The following is an 18,186-nucleotide window of genomic DNA, read 5'->3' as shown; positions in this document are numbered from 1 at the left end:
CGTAGCGTGCCCTGAGCGCAGCGGACTTTGCGCGAGGGAAAGTGCGGGGGAGCGGGGGAGTCGTGGGGCGTCGTGAGCGGCCGGTTGATCCGAACGAGGGCCCGGTGCAGAGGTTCGCTTACGAGTTGCGGAAACTGCGGCAGGAAGCGGGAGGGCTCACCTACCGGGAGCTGGCCCGCAGGGCCCACTACTCGGCGACCGCGCTGTCACAGGCGGCAGCGGGAGAGCAGTTGCCCTCGCTCGCTGTCGCCCTGGCCTATGTGAAGGCCTGCGGCGGCGACCTGGAGGAGTGGGAACGGCGCTGGAAGGAGGCGAGCGAGGAGTCGGCGTCCCTGGGTCTGCACGAGACGGGCCAGTCGCCGTATCAAGGACTGGCGCGGTTCGAGCCTGACCATCACGACCGCTTCTTCGGCCGGGACGAACTGATCGCCGAGGTCCGGCGGATGACGGCCGAGCACCGCTTCTCGGCGGTCCTCGGCCCCTCGGGCAGCGGGAAGTCCTCACTGCTGCGCGCCGGGTTGATACCGGTGCTGCGCGCGCACGGACCGGAACAGGTGGCGGCGATCCGGATCCTGACGCCGGGCGAACAGCCCCTGCGCACCCATGCCGCCGTGCTGCGGGCGAAGGACGCGGACGGTGACACCGTCATCGTCGTCGACCAGTTCGAGGAACTCTTCACTCTCTGCCACGATCCCGCGCAGCGCGCTGGGTTTGTCGACCGGCTGCTGGCCGCCCGGGAGCCGGACAGCAGGCTGCGTGTCATCATCGCCGTACGGGCGGACTTCTACGGGCGTCTGGCGGAGCACCGTGCCCTGGCCGCGGCGGTGTCTGCGTCCAGCCTGCTGGTCGGGCCGATGAGTGCATCCGAGTTGCGCGAGGTGATCGTCAAGCCGGCACAGCAAGCCGGACTGATCGTCGAGCGGGAGCTGACGGCTCGGCTGGTCCGAGAGGTGGACGGGGAGCCGGGCGGACTGCCGCTGTTGTCGCACGTTCTGCACGAGACCTGGCGCCGCCACCGAGGGCGGGCGTTGACGGTGCAGGCGTACGAGGCAGCGGGCGGGCTGCACGGCGCTATCGCCCAGACCGCGGAGAACGTGTACTCCTCTCTTGCGCCCGAAGACACCGAGGTGGCCCGGAACGTTCTGCTGCGCCTGGTCACGCCCGGCGAGGGCGCGCAGGACACCCGCCGCCCCGCGCACCGCGCAGAACTGGACTTCGCGCCCGCGAGGGACGTCGACGCCGTCCTGGACCGCTTGGTCTCCGCCCGGCTGCTGATCCTGGACGACGAGACGGTGGACCTGGCCCACGAGGCTCTGATCACCGCCTGGCCCCGGCTGAGGGCCTGGATCGACGAGGCCCGCGAGCGCCTGCTCATCCACCGGCGGTTGACCGACGCCGCCCGCGCCTGGGACGAACTGGGCCGCGAGCCCGGCGCGTTGTACCGCGGGACGCGGCTCGCCGCGGCGAGCGAACATCTGGTGGAGGACGCACTCACCCATCTGGAACGGGACTTCCTCACCGCGAGCCGCGCCGCCGGCGCCTCCGCAGTGCGCCGACGGCGCGGCGTGCTGGCGGCGGTGGCCGTGCTGGTGGTGCTCGCTCTGGTCGCCGGCGTTGCCGCGTGGCAACAGAGCCTGACCAGCGCACGTCGTCACGTCGAAGCCGAGGCGCGGCGTATCGCCGCCGTCGCGGACGCGATGCGGTCCGCCGATCCGGCGATGGCCATGCGGCTCAGCGTCGCGGCGTGGCGGCTGGCGCCCACCAGCGAGAGCCGGTCGGCGCTGCTGAGTGGTATGGCCCAGCCGGAGCAGGACGTCTTCCCCATCCCCGCACCGCGGTCCGGCCGGGCCCTGAACCGGCTCGCGATGGACGGTCGCACCCTGCTGACCGTCTCCGCGCGGCGCGTGGTGGTCCGGGACATGCACACCCATCGGCATGTCGGCTCCTACCCGGGACCCGGCAGCCTGTTGCCAGAGGGGGATCTGGGCCCAGGAACGGACCCGGACTGGGACATCAGCCCGGACGGACGGATGCTCGCCCTGCCTGTGGAAGGAGGCGTCCGGCTGTGGGACGTCAGGGGCGGCCGGGTGAGGGCCACCCTGCCCGGCGACACCGCGATATCAGCGCAGTTCAGCGCGGACGGGCACCATCTGACGGTCGCCAACCGGGTCCGGGAGGAATCCCAGCAGACACAGGTCTGGGATCTACGCAGCCGACAGCGGCTGGTGAGTGTGCGCACTCCCGTACGGGATGAACGACTCACCAGCATCAGCGCAGACGGCCGCACACTCGCACTGTGCCGGGACGCCCATCGCCTGGAGCTCCGCGACCTCCGCACCGGGCGGTCCCGTCAGTTTCCTCGGATCGACCGGGCCGCAACGGTGGCCTGCCCCGGCGAGGGTCAGGACTCCGCTGGGATGTTCGAGCTGTCGCCGAGGGGTGACGTCCTGGCAGCCGTCACGCCCGGTGGGGCGATTCGCCGCTGGGCGGTGGACACAGGCCGCGAGTTGCCTCGGCTGAACATTGCGGAGACATCATTCCTGCGGTTCAGCGCGAACGGCGACTTCCTTGCCGCCACGTCCGGCAAGGAGATCGTGCTGTGGCGGCAAAGCCAGCCCGGCCGACCCGTCTTCCGGTACCGGCTCATCGGTGAAATGATCACTGGCTTCGCTCTCACCCCGGACACCGGCGCCGTACGGTACGTGCGATGGAGCGGCACCTCCGTCACCACGCTCGACCTGAAGCCGTACACCCGCGCCAACTGGCAGCAGTACGCCGCCGACCGGTCCCTCCTCACCCGCGACGGTCGCACCGCGGCTGTGATCCGGCGCGGCCCGGGCCGGACGGACCTTCGCCTGCTCGACACCCGCAGCCACCGAACCCTCGCCACGCTGCCCGACCAGCCCTGTCCCCCGGACAACGGCTCCTCAGCCTCCGACATCGCCGACGGGGCCTCCGGCCCTTCGGACCCCTTGGACTGCTCAGAGTTGATGGCGTTCAGCCACGATGGCCGCCGCCTGGCCTTCGTGCGGGTCTGGGGAGTCAGCGGGTACCGGCAGCGGATCACCGTCTGGGACATCGCGGCACACCGCCAGGTGGCCTCCCTCGATGCCGGCAGGACCCTGGAGAGCGAGATCAGCAGCATGGCATTCAGCGCTGACGGCCGCGCCCTGCTGCTGACGCGCAGCTCTGAGGCCTCGCCACTGGAGCGCTGGAACCTGAGCACCGGAAGAGGGACGAGTACCCTGACGCGCGTTTCGGGCGCGATTCTGGACACACGTGCCGGCGACGACATCCTCGTATCCAGTGACAATGAGGTCTCCGAACTGCGAACACGACGGGTGCGCCCGCTGATGCTCAGCGACAGTGACACTCTCTTCGCCGGAACGTTCAATGACGACGGCACCCGCTTCGCCGTCGGCGACATCACCGGACGCGTCACCGTGTGGGACGGCGATCTGCGTCACCGTCTCGGCGTGTTCAACGGCGCCTACACAGGAGAACGTGAGACCGAACAGCAGGCCGTGGTCGCGCTGGCCTTCTCGCCCGACGGCCGGACCCTCGGCGTGGCGGGTGCGTCCGGCTCCGTCCAGTTGTGGGACGTCGCTTCCGGGCGTCGCCTGGGCTCCCAGTTGCCCACATCCGGTCAGGACGTGCACGCTGTCGCCTTCTCCGACGACGGCGAAAGCCTATACGTGGCCGGCTCCAGGGCCCCCGTCGAGCACATTGATCTGGAACCCGACCGCCTGGTGCACCGAGTCTGTGCACGTGTCGGCTCCGGACTGTCGCGTCCGCATTGGCAGACGTACCTTCCGCACGTCCCCTATCGGAAGACGTGCTGAACCCACCCGTCCACGACGGGAGCATCCCGGACCCCCGTTACGGCCCCGCGACCGTCCGTTGGACGGGTCATTTGGCGTGGCGGGAGGACCGACTTACAGCGAGGTGCATCGCGCTTCGGCCACTGCTCTTGGAGGTGGCCGGCGGCCTGCGCGAGAGCGCACCCGCATGTTCGATGCCCGCCGCGCTCCCCTCAGGCCGGCTCCTCGGTGGAGTGGGAGTCGGTGAGGGTGAGCGCGCCGCCGGTGGCGATCAGGCCGACGAGCACCGCGAGTACGGCGTACGTGATGCGCTCGCCGTGGAAGAAGGACTGCACGAGGCCGCTGCCCCAGACGCCCGCGGGCAGTTGGTTGGTGACCAGGGCGGCGATCAGGGTGCCGACGACGGCGGTGCCGACGCTAGAGCCGACCTCCTGGGCGGTGTCGTTGAGCGCGGTGCCGATCGAGGTGCGGTTGGCCGGCATCGCCTCGACCAGGGCGATCGCGCAGATGGTCATGACGGTGCGCAGCCCGATCGTCATCACGACCATGCAGGCCGCGATGGCGACGTACCCGTGACCGACGCCCCAGGCGAGGCCGGCGAGGGCGACGGTCAGGCAGCCCGCGCCGACCAGGCAGGCGATGCGGTGGCCGAACCTCTTGGCCAGCCCCTCCGAGAGCGGAGTCGCCACGAGCATGGTCACGATGAGCGGCAGGTTCGCCAGGCCGGCCCGGACCGGGCTCCACCCGTAGGCGTACTGGAAGTGGAGGATCAGCCCGAACATCACGCCGGCCATCGCCACGGACGTGCCGATCTGGGCGAGGGTGGCGCCGCGCACGGTGCCGTTCGAGAAGATCTTCACGTCCAGCATGGGGGCCTTGCTGCGGCGCTCGTGCCCTACGAACGCGATGCCCGCGGCGGCGGCGCCCAGGACCGAGGCGAGGGTGGCGGCGGAGAGCCAGCCGTGCTCGACGCCGCTGGTCAGCGCGTAACAGGCCAGACCGATGGTGAGCACGCTGAGGGCGGCGCCGGGCAGGTCGAGCTTGTCGTCGGTGAGGTCCTGGCGCCGGTCGGGCGCGACGCCGAGGCGGACGCCGATGGCCGCGATCAGCGCGATCGGCGCGTTGATCAGCAGCAGCCACTGCCAGCTCACGTGGGCGAGCGCGGTGCCGCCGAGCAGCGGACCGAGGATGAACCCGGACATGCCGACGACGATCATCAGGGTCATCGCGCGCATCCGCAGTGCCTGGTCGTCGAAGAGGCGGAAGACGAGCGAGTTGGTGATGGGGGCCATGGCCGCGGCGGCGATGCCGAGCCCGGCCCGCAGGGCGATGAGCTGCCCGGTGGAGTCGACGGCGATGACGGCCAGACTCAGCAGGCCGAAGACGGCGAGGCCGACGAGCAGCACGCGCCGGCGTCCGAGGCGGTCGGCCATGGACCCGGCGGTGAGCAGCAGGCCGCCGAAGGTCAGCGAGTAGGCGCCGGTGACCCATTGCAGGGCGGTCGTGCCGCCGCCGAGGTCGCGGCCGATGGTGGGCAGCGCGATGGACAGCAGCGTGTTGTCGACCATCTCGACGAAGAAGGCCAGGCAGAGCGCGGCCAGCGGAATCCACGCCGCCCGCAGTGATCCGTAGGTGCGGTTGGAAACGGGCCCGGTGTCGGTGGTGGCAGTCATGACCGGCCTCCTTTCTGAACGGGGAACGCCGTCACTTATGGAACGGCGTTCGTTCATAGAACATGGTTCGACTCTCGAACGCTGTTCCACCATAGAACGTCGTTCGATAGTGAGGCAAGCTGTGTTTGGATGGATGCCATGACACCGCCCCCGACCCGCGCACGCTCCGACGCCGCCGACAGGCCTTCCCGGGGACGCCGACGTGCTTCGCACTCGATGGAGGCCGTCCTCGACGCGGCCGTGGCCGTGCTCGACGAAGCCGGCGGGACCGCGCTGACCTTCCGCACCCTCGCCGCCCGGCTCGGCACGGGCGTCGGCACGATCTACTGGTACGTACAGAACAAGGACGAGCTCCTCGACCGCGCCACCGACCACGCGATCAGCGGCGTCCTGGCCGCCGTGGAGGAGCTGCCGGACAGCGGCGACCCCATCGCCGACCTCCGCGCGATGGCCGTCACCCTGTTCGACGCGATCGTGGACCGGCCGTGGCTGTCCGCGTACTTCATGCGCAACACCGACATCCAGGGCAACTCGCTGCGCCTGTACGAGCGCCTCGGCCGCCAGACGCTGCGCCTCGACCTCACCCCGCGCCAGCGCTTCCACGCCGTCTCGGCGATCACGGGCGTCGTCGTCGGGACGGCCGCCGACCTGGGCGCGGAGATCCCCCAGGAGCTGCTCGACGGCGAGGTGGGCCGCGAGGAGTACCTCGACCGCTTCGCCGAGGCCTGGCGCTCCCTCGACGCGGAGGAGTTCCCCTTCGTACGCCAGATCGCCGACGAGTTCGCCGGTCACGACGACCGGGATCAGTTCCTCGCCGCGCTGGACCTCACCTTGGCGGGCCTGCGCCTGCAAGCGGGAACCTGACCCCACCACTATCGGGGGTTCGGCATCGCGGCACGACTCATCCGGCGAGGATCCGCTCCACTCCCTCCCGATAGCCGGTGACCCGGAAGTCGGGGAAGCGGGCCGCGAACTTCGAGCTGTCGAAGACGTTGTCGTCCCGGTAGCGGGCGAGCAGCTCGTACATCTCGTCGAGCGGCTTCACGAAGCGGCGCCCGAGACGGAAGGCGGGCATGGGCAGCACCGTGTAGCCGATCCTGCGGCCGGTGACCTCGCCTGCGATGCCGATGAGCTGGGCGTATACAACGCCGAGGAGGAGGCCAAGCGGCGCGGCGCGCTCTACGAGAAGGCGACCCTGCCCTTCGTCCCCTACGTCGTGACCGACGGCAACCTCGTCACCGGCCAAAACCCGGCCTCGGCCAAGGCCACAGCGAAGAAGGTCGTCGAAGCCGTCGAGGGCGACGCGTCGAGGGAGCGCGGCTGAGTCGAGACACCGCCCTCCGTCAGAGGGGCGGCCAGTTCCGCAGCGCCGCGTCGGCCACCCGCTGGAGTTCACAGGGGGTGGCGCCGCCGGCGGCCTGGACGGCGATGCCGTTCGCCACGGTCATGAGGTAGCGGGCGAGCAGTTCCGGATCCGCGTCGGGCGGCAGGTCGCCCTCGTCGACAGCCCGCTGGAACCGGTGACGGAGGCGGGCACGGGCGTCGTCGCGCCAGGCGATCAGGGTGTCCTGGGCCACCCGGCCGGAGTCGCCCGCGGCCAGCGAGCCCTGTACGCCGAGGCACCCGGCGGGGCAGCCGGGGCGGGTGGTGGCGTTGACCGAGCCGGCGAGGAACGCGGTGGCCACCTCGCGGGCGCTCGGCTTCTCCAGGGCGCGGGCCGCATAGGAGGCGGGGCCTTCGGTGTAGCGCTCCAGGGCCTTGCGGAAGAGCTCCTCCTTGTTGCCGAAGGCCGCGTACATGCTCTTGCGGGTGATGCCCATGGCGTGGGTCAGGTCGGTCAGGCTGGCGCCTTCGTAGCCCTGCTCCCAGAAGACGACCATCGCCCGCTCCAGGGCCTCGTCGGCGTCGAAGCCTCTGGGCCGGCCGAGAGGTGCTTTCCGGGGATTCTCCACGATCTCATCCTACCTTCGATACCGATCGGTGCAGAAGTGCTACGGTCTACTTCTGCACCGACCGGTATCGAAGTTTGGGGAGTTCACGTCATGGGACAGCTAGAAGGCAAGATCGCCGTCGTCACGGGCGGCAGCACCGGAATCGGCCTGGCGACCGCGGAGCGGCTGGCGTCCGAGGGCGCCCATGTGTTCATCACCGGCCGGCGCAAGGACGCGCTCGACAGGGCCGTCGAGGCGATCGGCGGCTCCGTCACCGCGGTGCCGGGCGACATCAGGGAGCCGGCCGACCTGGACCGGCTGTACGGAGCGGTCCGCGACCACGGCCGGGGCCTGGACGTGCTCTTCGCCAACGCGGGCATGGCCACGCTCGCACCCCTGGAGCAGGCCACCGACGAACAGTTCGACCAGATCTTCGGCATCAACGTCCGGGGCACGCTGCACACCGTGCAGAAGGCGCTGCCGTTGCTCAACGAGGGCGCCTCGGTGATCATCAACGACTCCATCCGAGCCGACGACGGCCGGGAGACCTTCGGCCTGTACGCGGCGTCGAAGGCCGCGATCCGGTCCCTCGCGCGGACGTGGGCCAACGAGCTGAAGGACAGGGGCATCCGGGTCAACACGGTCGCACCGGGCGCGATCGACACCCCCGGCGTCGACATCGCCATCGGCGAGGAGAACGCGGACGCCATCAAGGCCGAACTCGCGGCGGGAGTCCCGATCGGCCGCAGGGGACGCCCGGAGGAGGTCGCCGCCGCCGTGGCCTTCCTCGCCTCCGCGGACAGCAGCTTCATGCTCGGCACCACCCTGCACGTCAACGGCGGCGAAAACCAGTTCTGACCCCGCCACGCGGGGCGCGCGGCACGGTCCCTGCCGGTCGGAGCGCAGGGTCGCTCCGACCGGTGGTGTAGGTGTACTGGGCGCCGTTCCTCACGTTGGCCGGCCCTACGAGGGCGAGCGCTCCTGTCCTGGCCGCTGAGCCGGTGCGCTGAGCAGCATCCCGGCCGAGGCCGCAGCACCGGTTACGGCGTTCGCGCGCGGCCGCCGCACGTCAAGGTGACTGAGGCGCCCGCCACTTCGGGATCGACGCCCTTCACGGGCACGGAAACCGTGCGGGCGGGCTCAGCCGCAGTGACCGTGCCCATTGCCCAGCGCACCGTCGATCGAGCCGAGCCAGAGGATGCACTGGCCGCGGGCGGACAAGTACACCGGACCGGCGTACGACGTGTAGAGGCCGTTGTCCATGACGGACGGGGCGCCGCGGCCCGCGTCGATGGCCAGCGTCACGGCCATCCGTACCGGTGCACCGGAGGTGTTGCGGATGGTGACCGCGCAGTTCTTGCCGGTCGACCTGTTGTAGGTGACGTAGACGGTGCCCTTGTCCTCCACCGGCGTGGAGTCGATGACCGTGTAGCCGGAGCCACAGACTCCGTTGTAGGCGGCTTCCGCCGAGGCGACGGCGGTGGCGGTACGAGGCGCCGCGCCCGCCGGAGCGGCCAGGGCGACCGCCCCGCCAAGCGTGACGGCGGCCAGGACAGCGGCCGAGGCGAGGTGACGTGATGACTTCATGGAGTTCCCCCGTGATGAGTGTTCGAGTGGTGCCAGGACCTTTGAGCAGCGGGCCGGGTACCTCCCCCATACCTCCCGCACGCTCAGGCGGTGCATCGCTCGTCGACGACCGTAGGCGGGAGCGGCGTTCCAGGGGCACCAATGCGCGCACCGTGAACCCCCAGATCGTGCACAGTACGCACGCGACACGGAAGCAAGGTGCCCGTTCGACGAGGGAGCTGGGAGTACATCGCCGTGCCAGACCGCGCAGGTTGTCAGCAGCCGGTCCCGGCCCCCGCGACGCCGTGAGCAGTACGAACAGTGCGGATCAGCACCGTTCGAACACCGCATCTCGTGGCCGCATGTAGTCACGCGGGCCCGCCGCCCGCAGGACCACGTCCAGCACCCGCGCCGGGTCGCAGGCATAGGCGTGCGAGAACCATGCCATGTTGGCCTCCACCACGGCCCAGCGGCGGCCTGGACGCCGCGGATCGAGCAGCTGACCGACGTCTACGACGACGGCGCTGGGCAGCGTGTCCCCGGCCGCGGCGACCAGCCGGTCGATGAACTCCGTGATCCGGGCGGCAGTGATCCGGTCCGCCCGGTCGCTGCCGAGCGGCCGGGGATCGAGCCGGCCGAACACCGCGTACCGGCTCGCCGTGGCGATCCGGCCCTCCAGCAGGAACAGCCGGTACTCGGCCGCGAAGGTCACCACCTCGGACAGCAGCACCGGCGTTGCCGGGTCCAGCGAGGAGGGCAACCGGGACCCGTCGGAGTACACACCGGCCGGGAAGGACTTGTCCCGGGGCGGCTTGACGAACGTCGGCCGGTCGATCGACCGCGCGTCCGCGACAGTCCCCGCCCTGACCTGGCGGCCGGTGAACTCGCGCGGCAACTCTGCGAGCCAGCCGTCCGTCGGCTCCAGCAACGCGAACCCGAGCCGTCCCGCGAGCCGCGCCCCCGCGACCGGCCCGCCGTACCAGTGCACGGGGCCGGTCAGGCCGGGCTCCTCCGCCGCCCTGACCGACATCCCCCGGCCCGCCGCCTCCACGGCCAACAGCTCCATCGTCGACGTCCGCCGCCCAGGCATGACCAGCACCACGAACCCCTCCCGCGCCCGCAAAACCGCCACGCTAGCCCCACGCGCGCGGAGCTTCACGGCCCCGGGCCTCGACCGCCCCCCACTGAGTGCGGTGCGAACAAGGTGAGAACACGAGGGTCAAGGCCCCCACCCCGACCAGGGTGACCCAGCGACTGGTTTGAGTACGCGTACTCATGGGCCCGGCCCCGCTGGGGCCCGAAGGTGGAGGTCCGCCCCCGAGCACGAGGAGCAGGCGATGACCTGTACCCACCCAGCCCCCGCCCCGACGCGGGAGGCGAGCCCGTCGTCTCGACGTCATCTGCCTGCCGCCCTCGCCGTCACGGTGAGCGCGGCGCTCGTCGTGTCACGCTTCGGGGCGGCCGATCCGACGACCTGGGTGCTGGAGACCGCGTGGGTGATGGCGGGCCTGCCGCTGGCGATACTGCTGCGCCGTCGCTTCCCGCTGAGTGGCCTGCTGTGCGGGCTGCTGGCCGCGCACGCGCTGGTCCTCATCGTGGGCGGTCACTACACCTACGCGGAGGTACCGGTGGGGGACTGGGTGCGTGACTGGCTCGGCTGGGACCGCAACCCGTACGACCGCTTCGGCCACTTCATGCAGGGCTTCGTCCCGGCGGTCCTGGTACGCGAACTCCTCGTCCGTACCTCCCCGTTGCGCGGCAGCCGCTGGCTGGCCCCGCTCACCGTGTGTGCGTGCCTGGCCTTCAGCGCCGTCTTCGAGATGCTGGAGTGGCTCGCGGCGGTCACCGGAGGCGATGCCGCGGACGCCTTCCTGGGCACGCAAGGAGACGTCTGGGACACCCAGTGGGACATGTTCTGCGCCCTGATCGGCGCCACCTGCGCCCTGCTGTTCCTGACCCGCGCCCACGACCGCGCCCTCGCCCGTCTCACCCTCGCCCGCCTCGACCGCGCCAGGCCGACCACGCTGGGAGCCCCCACGCAGCCAGGAGGCCCGCCCCCGCACTGCCCCTGAACCGGCACAGCGGAGGACGGACCCATAGTGATCCAGGATCGCGACCAGGACCTCGGCCTCCGGACCTCAGCCCCCGGACCTCAGCCCCCGGACCTCAGTCCCCGGCCCCCACGGGCTCCAGCCTGATGCTGAAGTGCCGCAGGATCGGCGACTGGCCCGTGACCCGGTAGCCGTGGACCGACTCAGGGTTCTTGGCGATGTCCGCCAGGGTGGCGGCGACGTGGTCGTAGTGGCTGCGGGTGTAGACCCGGCGCGGGAGCGCGAGCCGTACGAGCTCGTACGGCGCGCTCTTGACGGGGTTGCCGTGCTCGTCCTCCTCGCCCAGGTACAGCGAGCCGAGCTCGGCGGAGCGGATGCCGCCGCGCAGGTAGAGCTCGCAGACGAGGGCGGTGCCGGGGTACTGGTGCGGGGGGATGTGGGGCAGGAGCCGGCCGGCGTTGACGTAGAGGGCGTGCAGCCCGACGGGTTCCACGATGTCGACCCCGGCCTCGCGGATCCGCGCGGCGAGGTAGGCGGCTATGTCGGCGCGCTCGGCGAGGTAGGACGGCTCGGTGACTTCGAGGAGGCCGCGGGCCATCATCTCGAGGTCACGACCGGCCAGACCGCCGTAGGTGGTGAACCCCTCGGTGGCGATGAGCAGGCCACCGCACCGCTCGGCGAGGTCGGGGTCCTTCAGGCCGATGAAGCCGCCGATGTGGACGATGCCGTCCTTCTTGGCGCTCATGACGCAGCCGTCGGCGAGGCGGAAGGCTTCCTCGGCGACCTGGCGCGGGGTGCGGTCGGCGTAGCCGGGTTCGCGCCGGGTCACCAGCCAGGCGTTCTCCGCGAACCGGGCGGCGTCCAGGATCATCGGCACGTTGTGGCGACGGCACAGTTCGGCGGTGCGGTGCAGGTTCTCCATGCTGACCGGCTGACCGCCGCCACCGTTGTTGGTGATGGTCATCAGCACGGCGCCCACCGGCGCCTGGTCCGCGTTCCGCAGCGCCTCCTCGAGGGCGACCAGGTCGATGTTGCCCTTGAAGGGGTAGTCGCTGTCGAGGTCGCTCGCCTCGGCGCAGGGCATGTCGTAGGCCGTGCAGCCGGTGAGTTCGACGTTGGCGCGGGTGGTGTCGAAGTGCGTGTTGGACAGCACGCGGTCGCCGGGCTTGAGCAACGCGGAGAACAGGATGCGCTCGGCGGCGCGGCCCTGGTGTGCCGGGAGGATGTGCGGGTAGCCGGTGAGCTCGGAGACGACCTCGTGCCACCGGTAGAAGCTGCGGCTGCCGGCATAGGACTCGTCGCCCTGCATGCCCGCGGCCAGTTGGTCCGCGGAGATGGCCCCGGTCCCGGAGTCGCTGAGCAGGTCGATGGTGACTTCGTCGGCCTTCAGGTCGAAGGGGTTGTAGGCCGTCCGCTTCAGCGCGGCCTCGCGCTGTTCCCGGGTGGTGAAGGCGATGGGTTCTACGACTTTGATGCGGTACGGCTCCACGTTTCTTCCTTCTGTGCGGTGTGCGGGCTGACGTGGCCTGCGGCCTGGTGCCCGGGGTTCAGGACGCTCTGGGTGCGCTGTGCGGGCATCCAGGTGCCCCGCGGGTACTGCTCCTGCGGCGGCCGGACGCGGTAGGCCTCGGAGCTGAGGTAGGCGGTGATCCGCGGCGGCCGGCCCCGCTCGTACACCAGGGCCAGGTAGGCGATCAGCCCCACGCCGTCGGCGAGGGGGCGCTGTGTGAGCGCTCCCAGGCTCCGGGTCAGCACAGTGGGGTCGATGCCGACCCGGGTCAGCAGCGCTGTCGCGCGGGCGAGGGCCTCCTCGTCGTCGCGCACGTAGTCACGGACGGGGATGTGGAGCGTGAAGCCGCTCGGGGCGCTGTCACCCCCGGTGAAGGAGTGGCAGGTGAGCGCGGGCCGCCGCACCAGCCGCAGGGTGTCGTCCCCGCCGCTCCCGGACGGCGCCAGGGAGCCCGCGGCCGCGTGGAAGAAGGCGCGGATGTCGGACGGCGCGGCCTCGGAGGTGCGGCTGAGCGCGCAGGCGTCGTCGGCCGACATCCGCGGGTGCCGTACGTAGACCTTGACGCGCGGGGACTTCCAGGCGCCCAGGTCCAGGGCGAGGAAGGGGTAACCGGCCGCCGTCGGGGGCAGATGCGCGAAGGCCTCCCCGTAACCGAGCCGCCGCAGCGCCTCGCGCACGGTCCGGGCCGCGTGTTCCTCGCCGGAGGCGGAGGGGTTCAGATAGACCTTGACCCCGGGAACTCCTCCGGCCCGCAGGTCGAGCGCGTACCACAGCGCCAGGGGGCCCCGCGCGTCGGCGGGGAAGAACAGGTCGGCCAGGGCGTCGAGTTGCCCGGTGGAGAAGCCCCAGCGGGCGGCCATGGCCCGGATGGCTTCGAGTCCGGCGCGCCCGCTGTCGCCCATGTCCTCGTGGGCCCACCCGGGTTCCACGAGCACGCGCAGCGCCGGGTCGGCGCCCGGGGTGCTGGCCAGGGAGAACTCCACCGGGCTGTGGTCGTCGCTCAGGAAGGTGGGCGAGGCCGGGGGCAGGGACAGCGGCCGGTGGGCGGCGCCCGCGAGCGAGTCGAGCAGAACCTCGCCGTACAGCGCGGTGTCCGCCTCGCTCAGCCCCACCGTGGCACCGAGGCGCCGCAGTTGACCGAGCACGTGCTCGCCGAGCGTGTTCTCACCGGGCCCGGCTGCCGGCGTACCGGGGCCCGGCCGGGGGGTCATCGCGAACCTCGCATGGTGCGGCGCGGCGAGCGTCCGGACGGTGCGGGCGTACGGGAATGGGTTCCGCCGACAAGGGAGGAGCCCAGAACGTAACCACCGTCGAGGGGAAGGACGAGAGCCGGACCGCCGTCGAGGGGGAAACCGAGGGCCGGACCGCCGTCGAGGGCGGATACGAGGGCCGTAACACCGTCGAGTGCGGCGGGTATTCGGTCCGGCGCATGCTCGGGATCACCGCCCCCGCAGAGGTTGCGTCTGCTGGGGGTGGTGCGTCGTTGGCCCGGCCGGTCGCCGGTGGAACGGGGCGCGGAGGTGCTTGCGAGGTCCACTGCCTCTCCTTCAACTTGTGTCACTCCAGACACTCCGCGCCGTCCTACCCAGGAAGTTGATCTTTCATGCAGACTACATCAACTGCCTGTGTCACATGCGTCACAGGGGGTGCGGGCTACTGGCCCGTCAGCCACCTCATGAAGTTGCTCCAGCGCCCCGGCTTGCCGGCGGGCTGAGAGGCCGCGGGCGCGGCGGCGGTGGCCGCGGGAGGCGCCTGATCGCGGGGCGTGGCGGTCGGCTCCGGCGCGGCCGCGGGGCGCGGGGTCACCGCGCTGAAACGGACGGGCAGGGAGGCCAGGGCCCGGTTGAAGGGGCCGGGACGCCAGGCGAGACTGCTGGCGGGGACCGCGAGTTCGACATCGGGCAACGCGTTGAACAGCGTCTCCAGACCGGTCAGGGCGATCAGCCGCGCCGGGTCCTTCGACGGGCAGGCGTGCGGGCCCGCGCTCCAGGCCAGGTGGCCTCGGGTGTCGGCGCCACGGTCCGCGAGCGCCGTGTTGGCGGCGCCGAAGGACACCAGCACCAGTTCACCGGCGTGCACCTTGTCACCGGCCACGTCCGTGTCGACCACCGGATAGTGAGGCGCGTAGTTGGACATCGGCGCATTGCGCCACAAAGTGTCGTCCAGGGCCCTGTCGAACTGGCCCAGGCGCGCGAACTCCTCGTTGGTCAGCATCGTGTAGAACGCGTTGCCGATCAGATTGCCCTCCGGCTCACCGCCCGCGCCGAGGAGCAGCACCAGCGTGTGCGCCAGCTCCTCGTCATTGAGCTGCGCCGAGTGCTGCATCAGGTAGGACGTGATGTCCTCCCCGGGCTGCGCGCGCTTGAGCGCCACCAGTTCGCCGACCGCCCCGAGCAAGACCTGGCTGGCCTGCTCGGCGTTGACGCCGTCGAACATGCCGGAGATGCCGAACAGCACCCGGTCGCCGATCTCCGCCGGGCAGCCGAACAGCTCGTTGAACACGTACAGCGGGAGCTGCTGCGCGTAGTCCCTGAGCAGGTCGGCGCTGCCGCGCCCGCTGAACTGGTTGATGAGGAACTGCGCGGCCTGGGAGACGATCCGGGACAGCCGCTTGTCGCTGACGCGGGCGAAGGAGTCGGTGATGGCCTGGCGCAGCCGCACATGCTCGGCACCGTCGGTGAACATGGCGTTCGGCCGGTAGGCGAGCAGCGGCAGGACCGGGCTGTCGGGGCTGATGCGGCCCTCGTTCAACGCACGCCAGCGACGGGAGTCCTTGCGGAACGTGGTCGAGTCCTGGAGCAGTTCCAGGGCGGCGTTGTAGTCGGTCACCAGCGTCGCCTCCACGCCGGGGGCGATGGTGACCGGCGCGGTGGGGCCGAGCTCGCGCATGTAGCGGTAGTACGCGTGCGGATTGGCCGCGAACTCCGGTGTGTCGAGGGGTATGCGCTGCCCGCTGCCGTGCGCGGGGCAGCCGGGCGGAGGTACGGGAGGAGGGGTTGTCATGCGTGCTCCAGGGCGGCGCGCTTCTGCAGATAGCGGACCATGGTGATCAGGGCATCCACGCTCGACTTCTTGTCGCGCGCGTCAATGGTGACGACAGGGGTGTCGGGCAGCAGGTCGAGCGCTTCCCGGACGGCTTCCGGGGTGTGGACCGTACCGCCGTCGAACTGGTTGATGGCCACGGCGAAGTCGAGGCCGTAGCTCTCGACCAGATCCATGACCTCGAAGGAATCGGCCAGGCGCTCGGGGTCCACCAGGACCAGGGCCCCCAGCGCCCCGCGGGCCATGTCGTCCCACAGGTTCACGAAACGCTGCTGGCCCGGCGAGCCGAACAGATACAGGACGATCCGCTCACTGAGCGTCAGGCGACCGAAGTCCAGGGCGACCGTGGTGGTGGTCTTCCCCTGAACCCCCTTGAGGTCGTCGACACGCTCCGAGAGCGTCGTCATCTGCTCCTCGGTGGACAGCGGAGTGATCTCGGACAACGAGCCGATCAGGGTGGTCTTGCCGACGGCGAAGTGCCCGACGACCAGGATCTTCACCGCGGTCTGCTGTGCGCCGCTGCGCACATAGGCGTCCTCAGACAGAGAGAGCCTTGAGGCCATCGAGCACCTCCTGGAGCAAGGCCTTATTGGCGAGACGGGCCGAGGGCACCGGCGCCCGCGTGACGAGATAGCCCCCCTCGGCGAGGGAACTGAGCAGCACTTTGACGACACCCAGCGGCAGTTGGGAATGCGCGGCGATCTCAGCCACCGAGAGGTAGCCGCTGGAACACATGTCCAGGATCTGCTGCTCCTCGGGCGACAGCCGCTGAGAGCGCTGCTGCTCGTCGGTGGACGTCGTCACGAGGGTGATGAGGGCGAACTCGCCCTCATCGGGCAGCTCACGGCCACGGGTGATGACGTAGGGCCGTACTAATTCGCCGGCCTCCGACTCGAACTCGGGCTCGACGCGGCCGGGATCCGTCATGAGGTGACCGCGTCGCTGCGCAGGCCGGTCGACATGGCCTTGCCCAGCCTGCTGACCAGTTGCTGCATCCGGTAGGTGATGTCCTGCATGTCGACCTCGGCCGACGCCGCCACGGCCAGGTAGCTGCCACCGCCCGCGGCGTTCAGGAACACCCAGCCGCCGTCGAACTCGATGAGGGTCTGGCGCCAGTTCGTAGCGTCGTCCCCGCAGAAGAAGGAGACGGACCGGCTGAGCGACTGCAGTCCGCTCACGGCGGCGGCCACCTTGTCGGCGTCGTCCCGGCCGATCTCGGCGGTACGGGACATCTGCAGACCGTCGGCGGAGATCAGGACCGCGTGGAGGGCGTGCGGGATCTTCAGCGCGTCCTCGAGCATCCAGGACAGCTCGTCGCTACTCACGGGGCATCGAATCCTTCGTGTGAATCGGCAGTGGTATCGCGATCGGCGGCCGGTACCCCCGCACTTCGGCCGCTCAGAGTGCCGCGCTGAAAAGCGCCCATGGCCGCCACCCGCGCCTCGGCCGACCGGGCCGGCGGCGCTTCGTCGGTCCTGCTGTTGCTGTCCGCCACGAGCGCCATGCCGCGCTTGCTGCGCCGCCTGGGCAGCCCGCCGTCCGTCGTCACGGGAGCCGCACCACGGCTCACCGCGGCGGCACTGACCTCTTGCGTGGTGGTCGGCCTCTTGGGCTCCGGCATCTCGGTCAGCAACTCCTTCGGCACCCTCACCACCGCGCGGACGCCGCCGTAGGGAGAGGTGCTGTCGATGGTGACCGTGAACCCGAACCGGGCACACAGGGCACCGATCACCGCGAAACCGAACGCGGGAGGATTGCCGAGCTGGGAGACGCTCACCGTGGACCCGCCGGACAGCAGAGCGGTGGCGTGCGTCCTCTCCTCCTCGCTCATGCCCACACCGGCGTCGTCGATCACGATGACGATGCCGGTGGGCACGGGCCGCACCTCGACGTCGACGGTGGTGGACGGCTCGGAGTAGCTGGTCGCGTTGTCCAGCAGCTCGGCCACCGTCAGCGCGATCGGCTCGACGGCACGGCTGGTCACCGCGAAGTCGACCCGCGAGGCGATGTCGACGCGCTGGTAGTGCCGGATACGGCCCTGCGCGCCCCGGATCACGTCATAGACCGACGCGGCCTCCCGCTGCCGGCCGAGCCACCCACCGCACAGCACGGCGATGGACTGCGCACGCCGGTTGAACTGCGAGTTCATGTGGTCGATGTCCAGCATGTCCCGCAACACGGCCGAGTCGCCGTACTTCTTCTGCAGGCCGGAGATGGCCCGCTGCTGCTCGGCGGCGAGGCCCTGGAGGGTTCGCATGGCGGACTTCAGTACGGTGTTGGTGGCGTCCTCCGCCTCTTCCTTCGCCTGACGGACCACCTCGTCATAGCCGTTGCGCAGATCGGTGACGGTGGACTCGAGGTGAGCGACCGTGCCCTGCGACTCGGTCAGCTCACCCTGCACGCTCAGCTTCTCGCGGCGCAGCGCATTGATCGTTTTTCGCTGGCGAGTGATTACCCAGATGGCGACAGCGACGCCGACGACAAGCGCCCAAACTGCCGGATTCTGCCAAAAATTCGTCATGTGACTCTCTTTGAGCGGCTGGAGTCCAGCTCTCGGAATCTGTCCAAGCGGACCCTCGCTGTGGGCAGACT

The 18,186-nt window shown here is 70.6% G+C and carries 15 protein-coding genes and 1 pseudogene; 4 read left to right on the top strand and 12 right to left on the bottom strand.

Annotated elements, in window-relative coordinates:
- The first annotated feature begins 104 nt into the window (after positions 1-104).
- Positions 105-3,842 carry a helix-turn-helix domain-containing protein gene (locus ABZ877_RS36450; RefSeq protein ID WP_361080306.1) on the top strand — a complete coding sequence of 1,246 codons (3,738 nt, stop codon included), beginning with the start codon at positions 105-107 and terminating at the stop codon, positions 3,840-3,842.
- A gap of 191 nt (positions 3,843-4,033) precedes the next feature.
- Here the strand turns inward: ABZ877_RS36450 and ABZ877_RS36445 are convergent, their stop codons facing one another.
- On the bottom strand, positions 4,034-5,494 hold the full coding sequence (locus ABZ877_RS36445; RefSeq protein WP_361080304.1) for an MFS transporter: 1,461 nt from the start codon (positions 5,492-5,494) through the stop codon (positions 4,034-4,036).
- 216 nt (positions 5,495-5,710) lie between these two features.
- Here ABZ877_RS36445 and ABZ877_RS36440 point away from each other — a divergent pair, with 216 nt between their 5' ends.
- The gene (locus tag ABZ877_RS36440; protein ID WP_361080380.1) at positions 5,711-6,358 is read left to right on the top strand and encodes a helix-turn-helix domain-containing protein; all 648 of its coding nucleotides are present in this window, start codon (positions 5,711-5,713) and stop codon (positions 6,356-6,358) included.
- 37 nt (positions 6,359-6,395) lie between these two features.
- Here the strand turns inward: ABZ877_RS36440 and ABZ877_RS36435 are convergent.
- Both ABZ877_RS36435 and ABZ877_RS36430 read right to left on the bottom strand, forming a co-directional pair.
- Positions 6,396-6,635, bottom strand: a pseudogene (locus ABZ877_RS36435) (NAD-dependent epimerase); the annotation flags it as partial.
- A 202-nt stretch (positions 6,636-6,837) separates the two neighbouring features.
- The gene (locus ABZ877_RS36430; protein WP_361080302.1) at positions 6,838-7,446 is read right to left on the bottom strand and encodes a TetR/AcrR family transcriptional regulator; all 609 of its coding nucleotides are present in this window, start codon (positions 7,444-7,446) and stop codon (positions 6,838-6,840) included.
- 90 nt (positions 7,447-7,536) lie between these two features.
- Here ABZ877_RS36430 and ABZ877_RS36425 point away from each other — a divergent pair, with 90 nt between their 5' ends.
- A complete protein-coding gene (locus ABZ877_RS36425; RefSeq protein ID WP_361080300.1) occupies positions 7,537-8,283 on the top strand; it encodes an SDR family oxidoreductase in 747 nt (248 codons plus the stop codon).
- Positions 8,284-8,565: 282 nt separating this feature from the next.
- On the opposite strand, the gene ABZ877_RS36420 is transcribed toward ABZ877_RS36425, so the two are convergent.
- Both ABZ877_RS36420 and ABZ877_RS36415 read right to left on the bottom strand, forming a co-directional pair.
- Entirely contained in the window at positions 8,566-9,012 is a 447-nt protein-coding gene (locus ABZ877_RS36420; protein WP_361080298.1) for a spore-associated protein A, read from the bottom strand.
- A gap of 307 nt (positions 9,013-9,319) precedes the next feature.
- The gene (locus ABZ877_RS36415; RefSeq protein WP_361080378.1) at positions 9,320-10,057 is read right to left on the bottom strand and encodes an ATP-grasp domain-containing protein; all 738 of its coding nucleotides are present in this window, start codon (positions 10,055-10,057) and stop codon (positions 9,320-9,322) included.
- 271 nt (positions 10,058-10,328) lie between these two features.
- On the opposite strand from ABZ877_RS36415, the gene ABZ877_RS36410 reads away from it, so the two are divergent.
- Positions 10,329-11,063, top strand: coding sequence for a DUF2238 domain-containing protein (locus ABZ877_RS36410; RefSeq protein WP_361080296.1), 735 nt, complete (start codon positions 10,329-10,331; stop codon positions 11,061-11,063).
- Between the two features lie 94 nt (positions 11,064-11,157).
- Here the strand turns inward: ABZ877_RS36410 and ABZ877_RS36405 are convergent, their stop codons facing one another.
- The 7 genes from ABZ877_RS36405 to ABZ877_RS36375 form a co-directional block, all read right to left on the bottom strand.
- Positions 11,158-12,531, bottom strand: a complete 1,374-nt coding sequence (locus ABZ877_RS36405; RefSeq protein WP_361080294.1) for a tryptophanase — start codon at positions 12,529-12,531, stop codon at positions 11,158-11,160.
- A complete protein-coding gene (locus tag ABZ877_RS36400; protein ID WP_361080292.1) occupies positions 12,504-13,763 on the bottom strand; it encodes a tryptophan dimethylallyltransferase family protein in 1,260 nt (419 codons plus the stop codon). Before ABZ877_RS36400 ends, ABZ877_RS36405 begins: the two co-directional genes overlap by 28 nt.
- Before the next feature lie 442 nt (positions 13,764-14,205).
- The gene (locus tag ABZ877_RS36395) at positions 14,206-15,555 is read right to left on the bottom strand and encodes a cytochrome P450 (RefSeq protein ID WP_361080290.1); all 1,350 of its coding nucleotides are present in this window, start codon (positions 15,553-15,555) and stop codon (positions 14,206-14,208) included.
- Complete coding sequence (locus ABZ877_RS36390; protein WP_361080288.1) at positions 15,552-16,157, bottom strand: ATP/GTP-binding protein; 606 nt, start codon at positions 16,155-16,157, stop codon at positions 15,552-15,554. Before ABZ877_RS36390 ends, ABZ877_RS36395 begins: the two co-directional genes overlap by 4 nt.
- Positions 16,132-16,521: a DUF742 domain-containing protein gene (locus tag ABZ877_RS36385; protein WP_361080286.1), complete on the bottom strand. Its 390-nt coding sequence runs from the start codon at positions 16,519-16,521 to the stop codon at positions 16,132-16,134. The genes ABZ877_RS36390 and ABZ877_RS36385 overlap by 26 nt, the downstream gene beginning before the upstream one ends.
- Positions 16,518-16,895 carry a roadblock/LC7 domain-containing protein gene (locus ABZ877_RS36380; RefSeq protein ID WP_361080376.1) on the bottom strand — a complete coding sequence of 126 codons (378 nt, stop codon included), beginning with the start codon at positions 16,893-16,895 and terminating at the stop codon, positions 16,518-16,520. Before ABZ877_RS36380 ends, ABZ877_RS36385 begins: the two co-directional genes overlap by 4 nt.
- Positions 16,896-16,915: 20 nt before the next feature.
- Positions 16,916-18,115: an ATP-binding protein gene (locus ABZ877_RS36375; protein WP_361080374.1), complete on the bottom strand. Its 1,200-nt coding sequence runs from the start codon at positions 18,113-18,115 to the stop codon at positions 16,916-16,918.
- Positions 18,116-18,186 lie beyond the last annotated feature (71 nt).

The organism is Streptomyces sp. NPDC046939 (assembly GCF_040644575.1).
In the GTDB taxonomy this organism is placed as follows: domain Bacteria; phylum Actinomycetota; class Actinomycetes; order Streptomycetales; family Streptomycetaceae; genus Streptomyces.
Note: the sequence above shows the minus strand (reverse complement) of the source record. Positions and strands in the feature narration are given on the sequence as shown.

Bases quoted from the DNA above. Each gene is read 5' to 3' on its own strand.
- ABZ877_RS36445 (WP_361080304.1), bottom strand. From the start codon at position 5,494: ATGACTGCCACCACCGACACCGGGCCCGTTTCCAACCGCACCTACGGA.
- ABZ877_RS36440 (WP_361080380.1), top strand. From the start codon at position 5,711: ATGGAGGCCGTCCTCGACGCGGCCGTGGCCGTGCTCGACGAAGCCGGC.
- ABZ877_RS36425 (WP_361080300.1), top strand. From the start codon at position 7,537: ATGGGACAGCTAGAAGGCAAGATCGCCGTCGTCACGGGCGGCAGCACC.
- ABZ877_RS36420 (WP_361080298.1), bottom strand. From the start codon at position 9,012: ATGAAGTCATCACGTCACCTCGCCTCGGCCGCTGTCCTGGCCGCCGTC.
- ABZ877_RS36415 (WP_361080378.1), bottom strand. From the start codon at position 10,057: ATGGAGCTGTTGGCCGTGGAGGCGGCGGGCCGGGGGATGTCGGTCAGG.
- ABZ877_RS36410 (WP_361080296.1), top strand. From the start codon at position 10,329: ATGACCTGTACCCACCCAGCCCCCGCCCCGACGCGGGAGGCGAGCCCG.
- ABZ877_RS36400 (WP_361080292.1), bottom strand. From the start codon at position 13,763: ATGACCCCCCGGCCGGGCCCCGGTACGCCGGCAGCCGGGCCCGGTGAG.
- ABZ877_RS36395 (WP_361080290.1), bottom strand. From the start codon at position 15,555: ATGACAACCCCTCCTCCCGTACCTCCGCCCGGCTGCCCCGCGCACGGC.
- ABZ877_RS36390 (WP_361080288.1), bottom strand. From the start codon at position 16,157: ATGGCCTCAAGGCTCTCTCTGTCTGAGGACGCCTATGTGCGCAGCGGC.
- ABZ877_RS36385 (WP_361080286.1), bottom strand. From the start codon at position 16,521: ATGACGGATCCCGGCCGCGTCGAGCCCGAGTTCGAGTCGGAGGCCGGC.
- ABZ877_RS36380 (WP_361080376.1), bottom strand. From the start codon at position 16,895: ATGCTCGAGGACGCGCTGAAGATCCCGCACGCCCTCCACGCGGTCCTG.
- ABZ877_RS36375 (WP_361080374.1), bottom strand. From the start codon at position 18,115: ATGACGAATTTTTGGCAGAATCCGGCAGTTTGGGCGCTTGTCGTCGGC.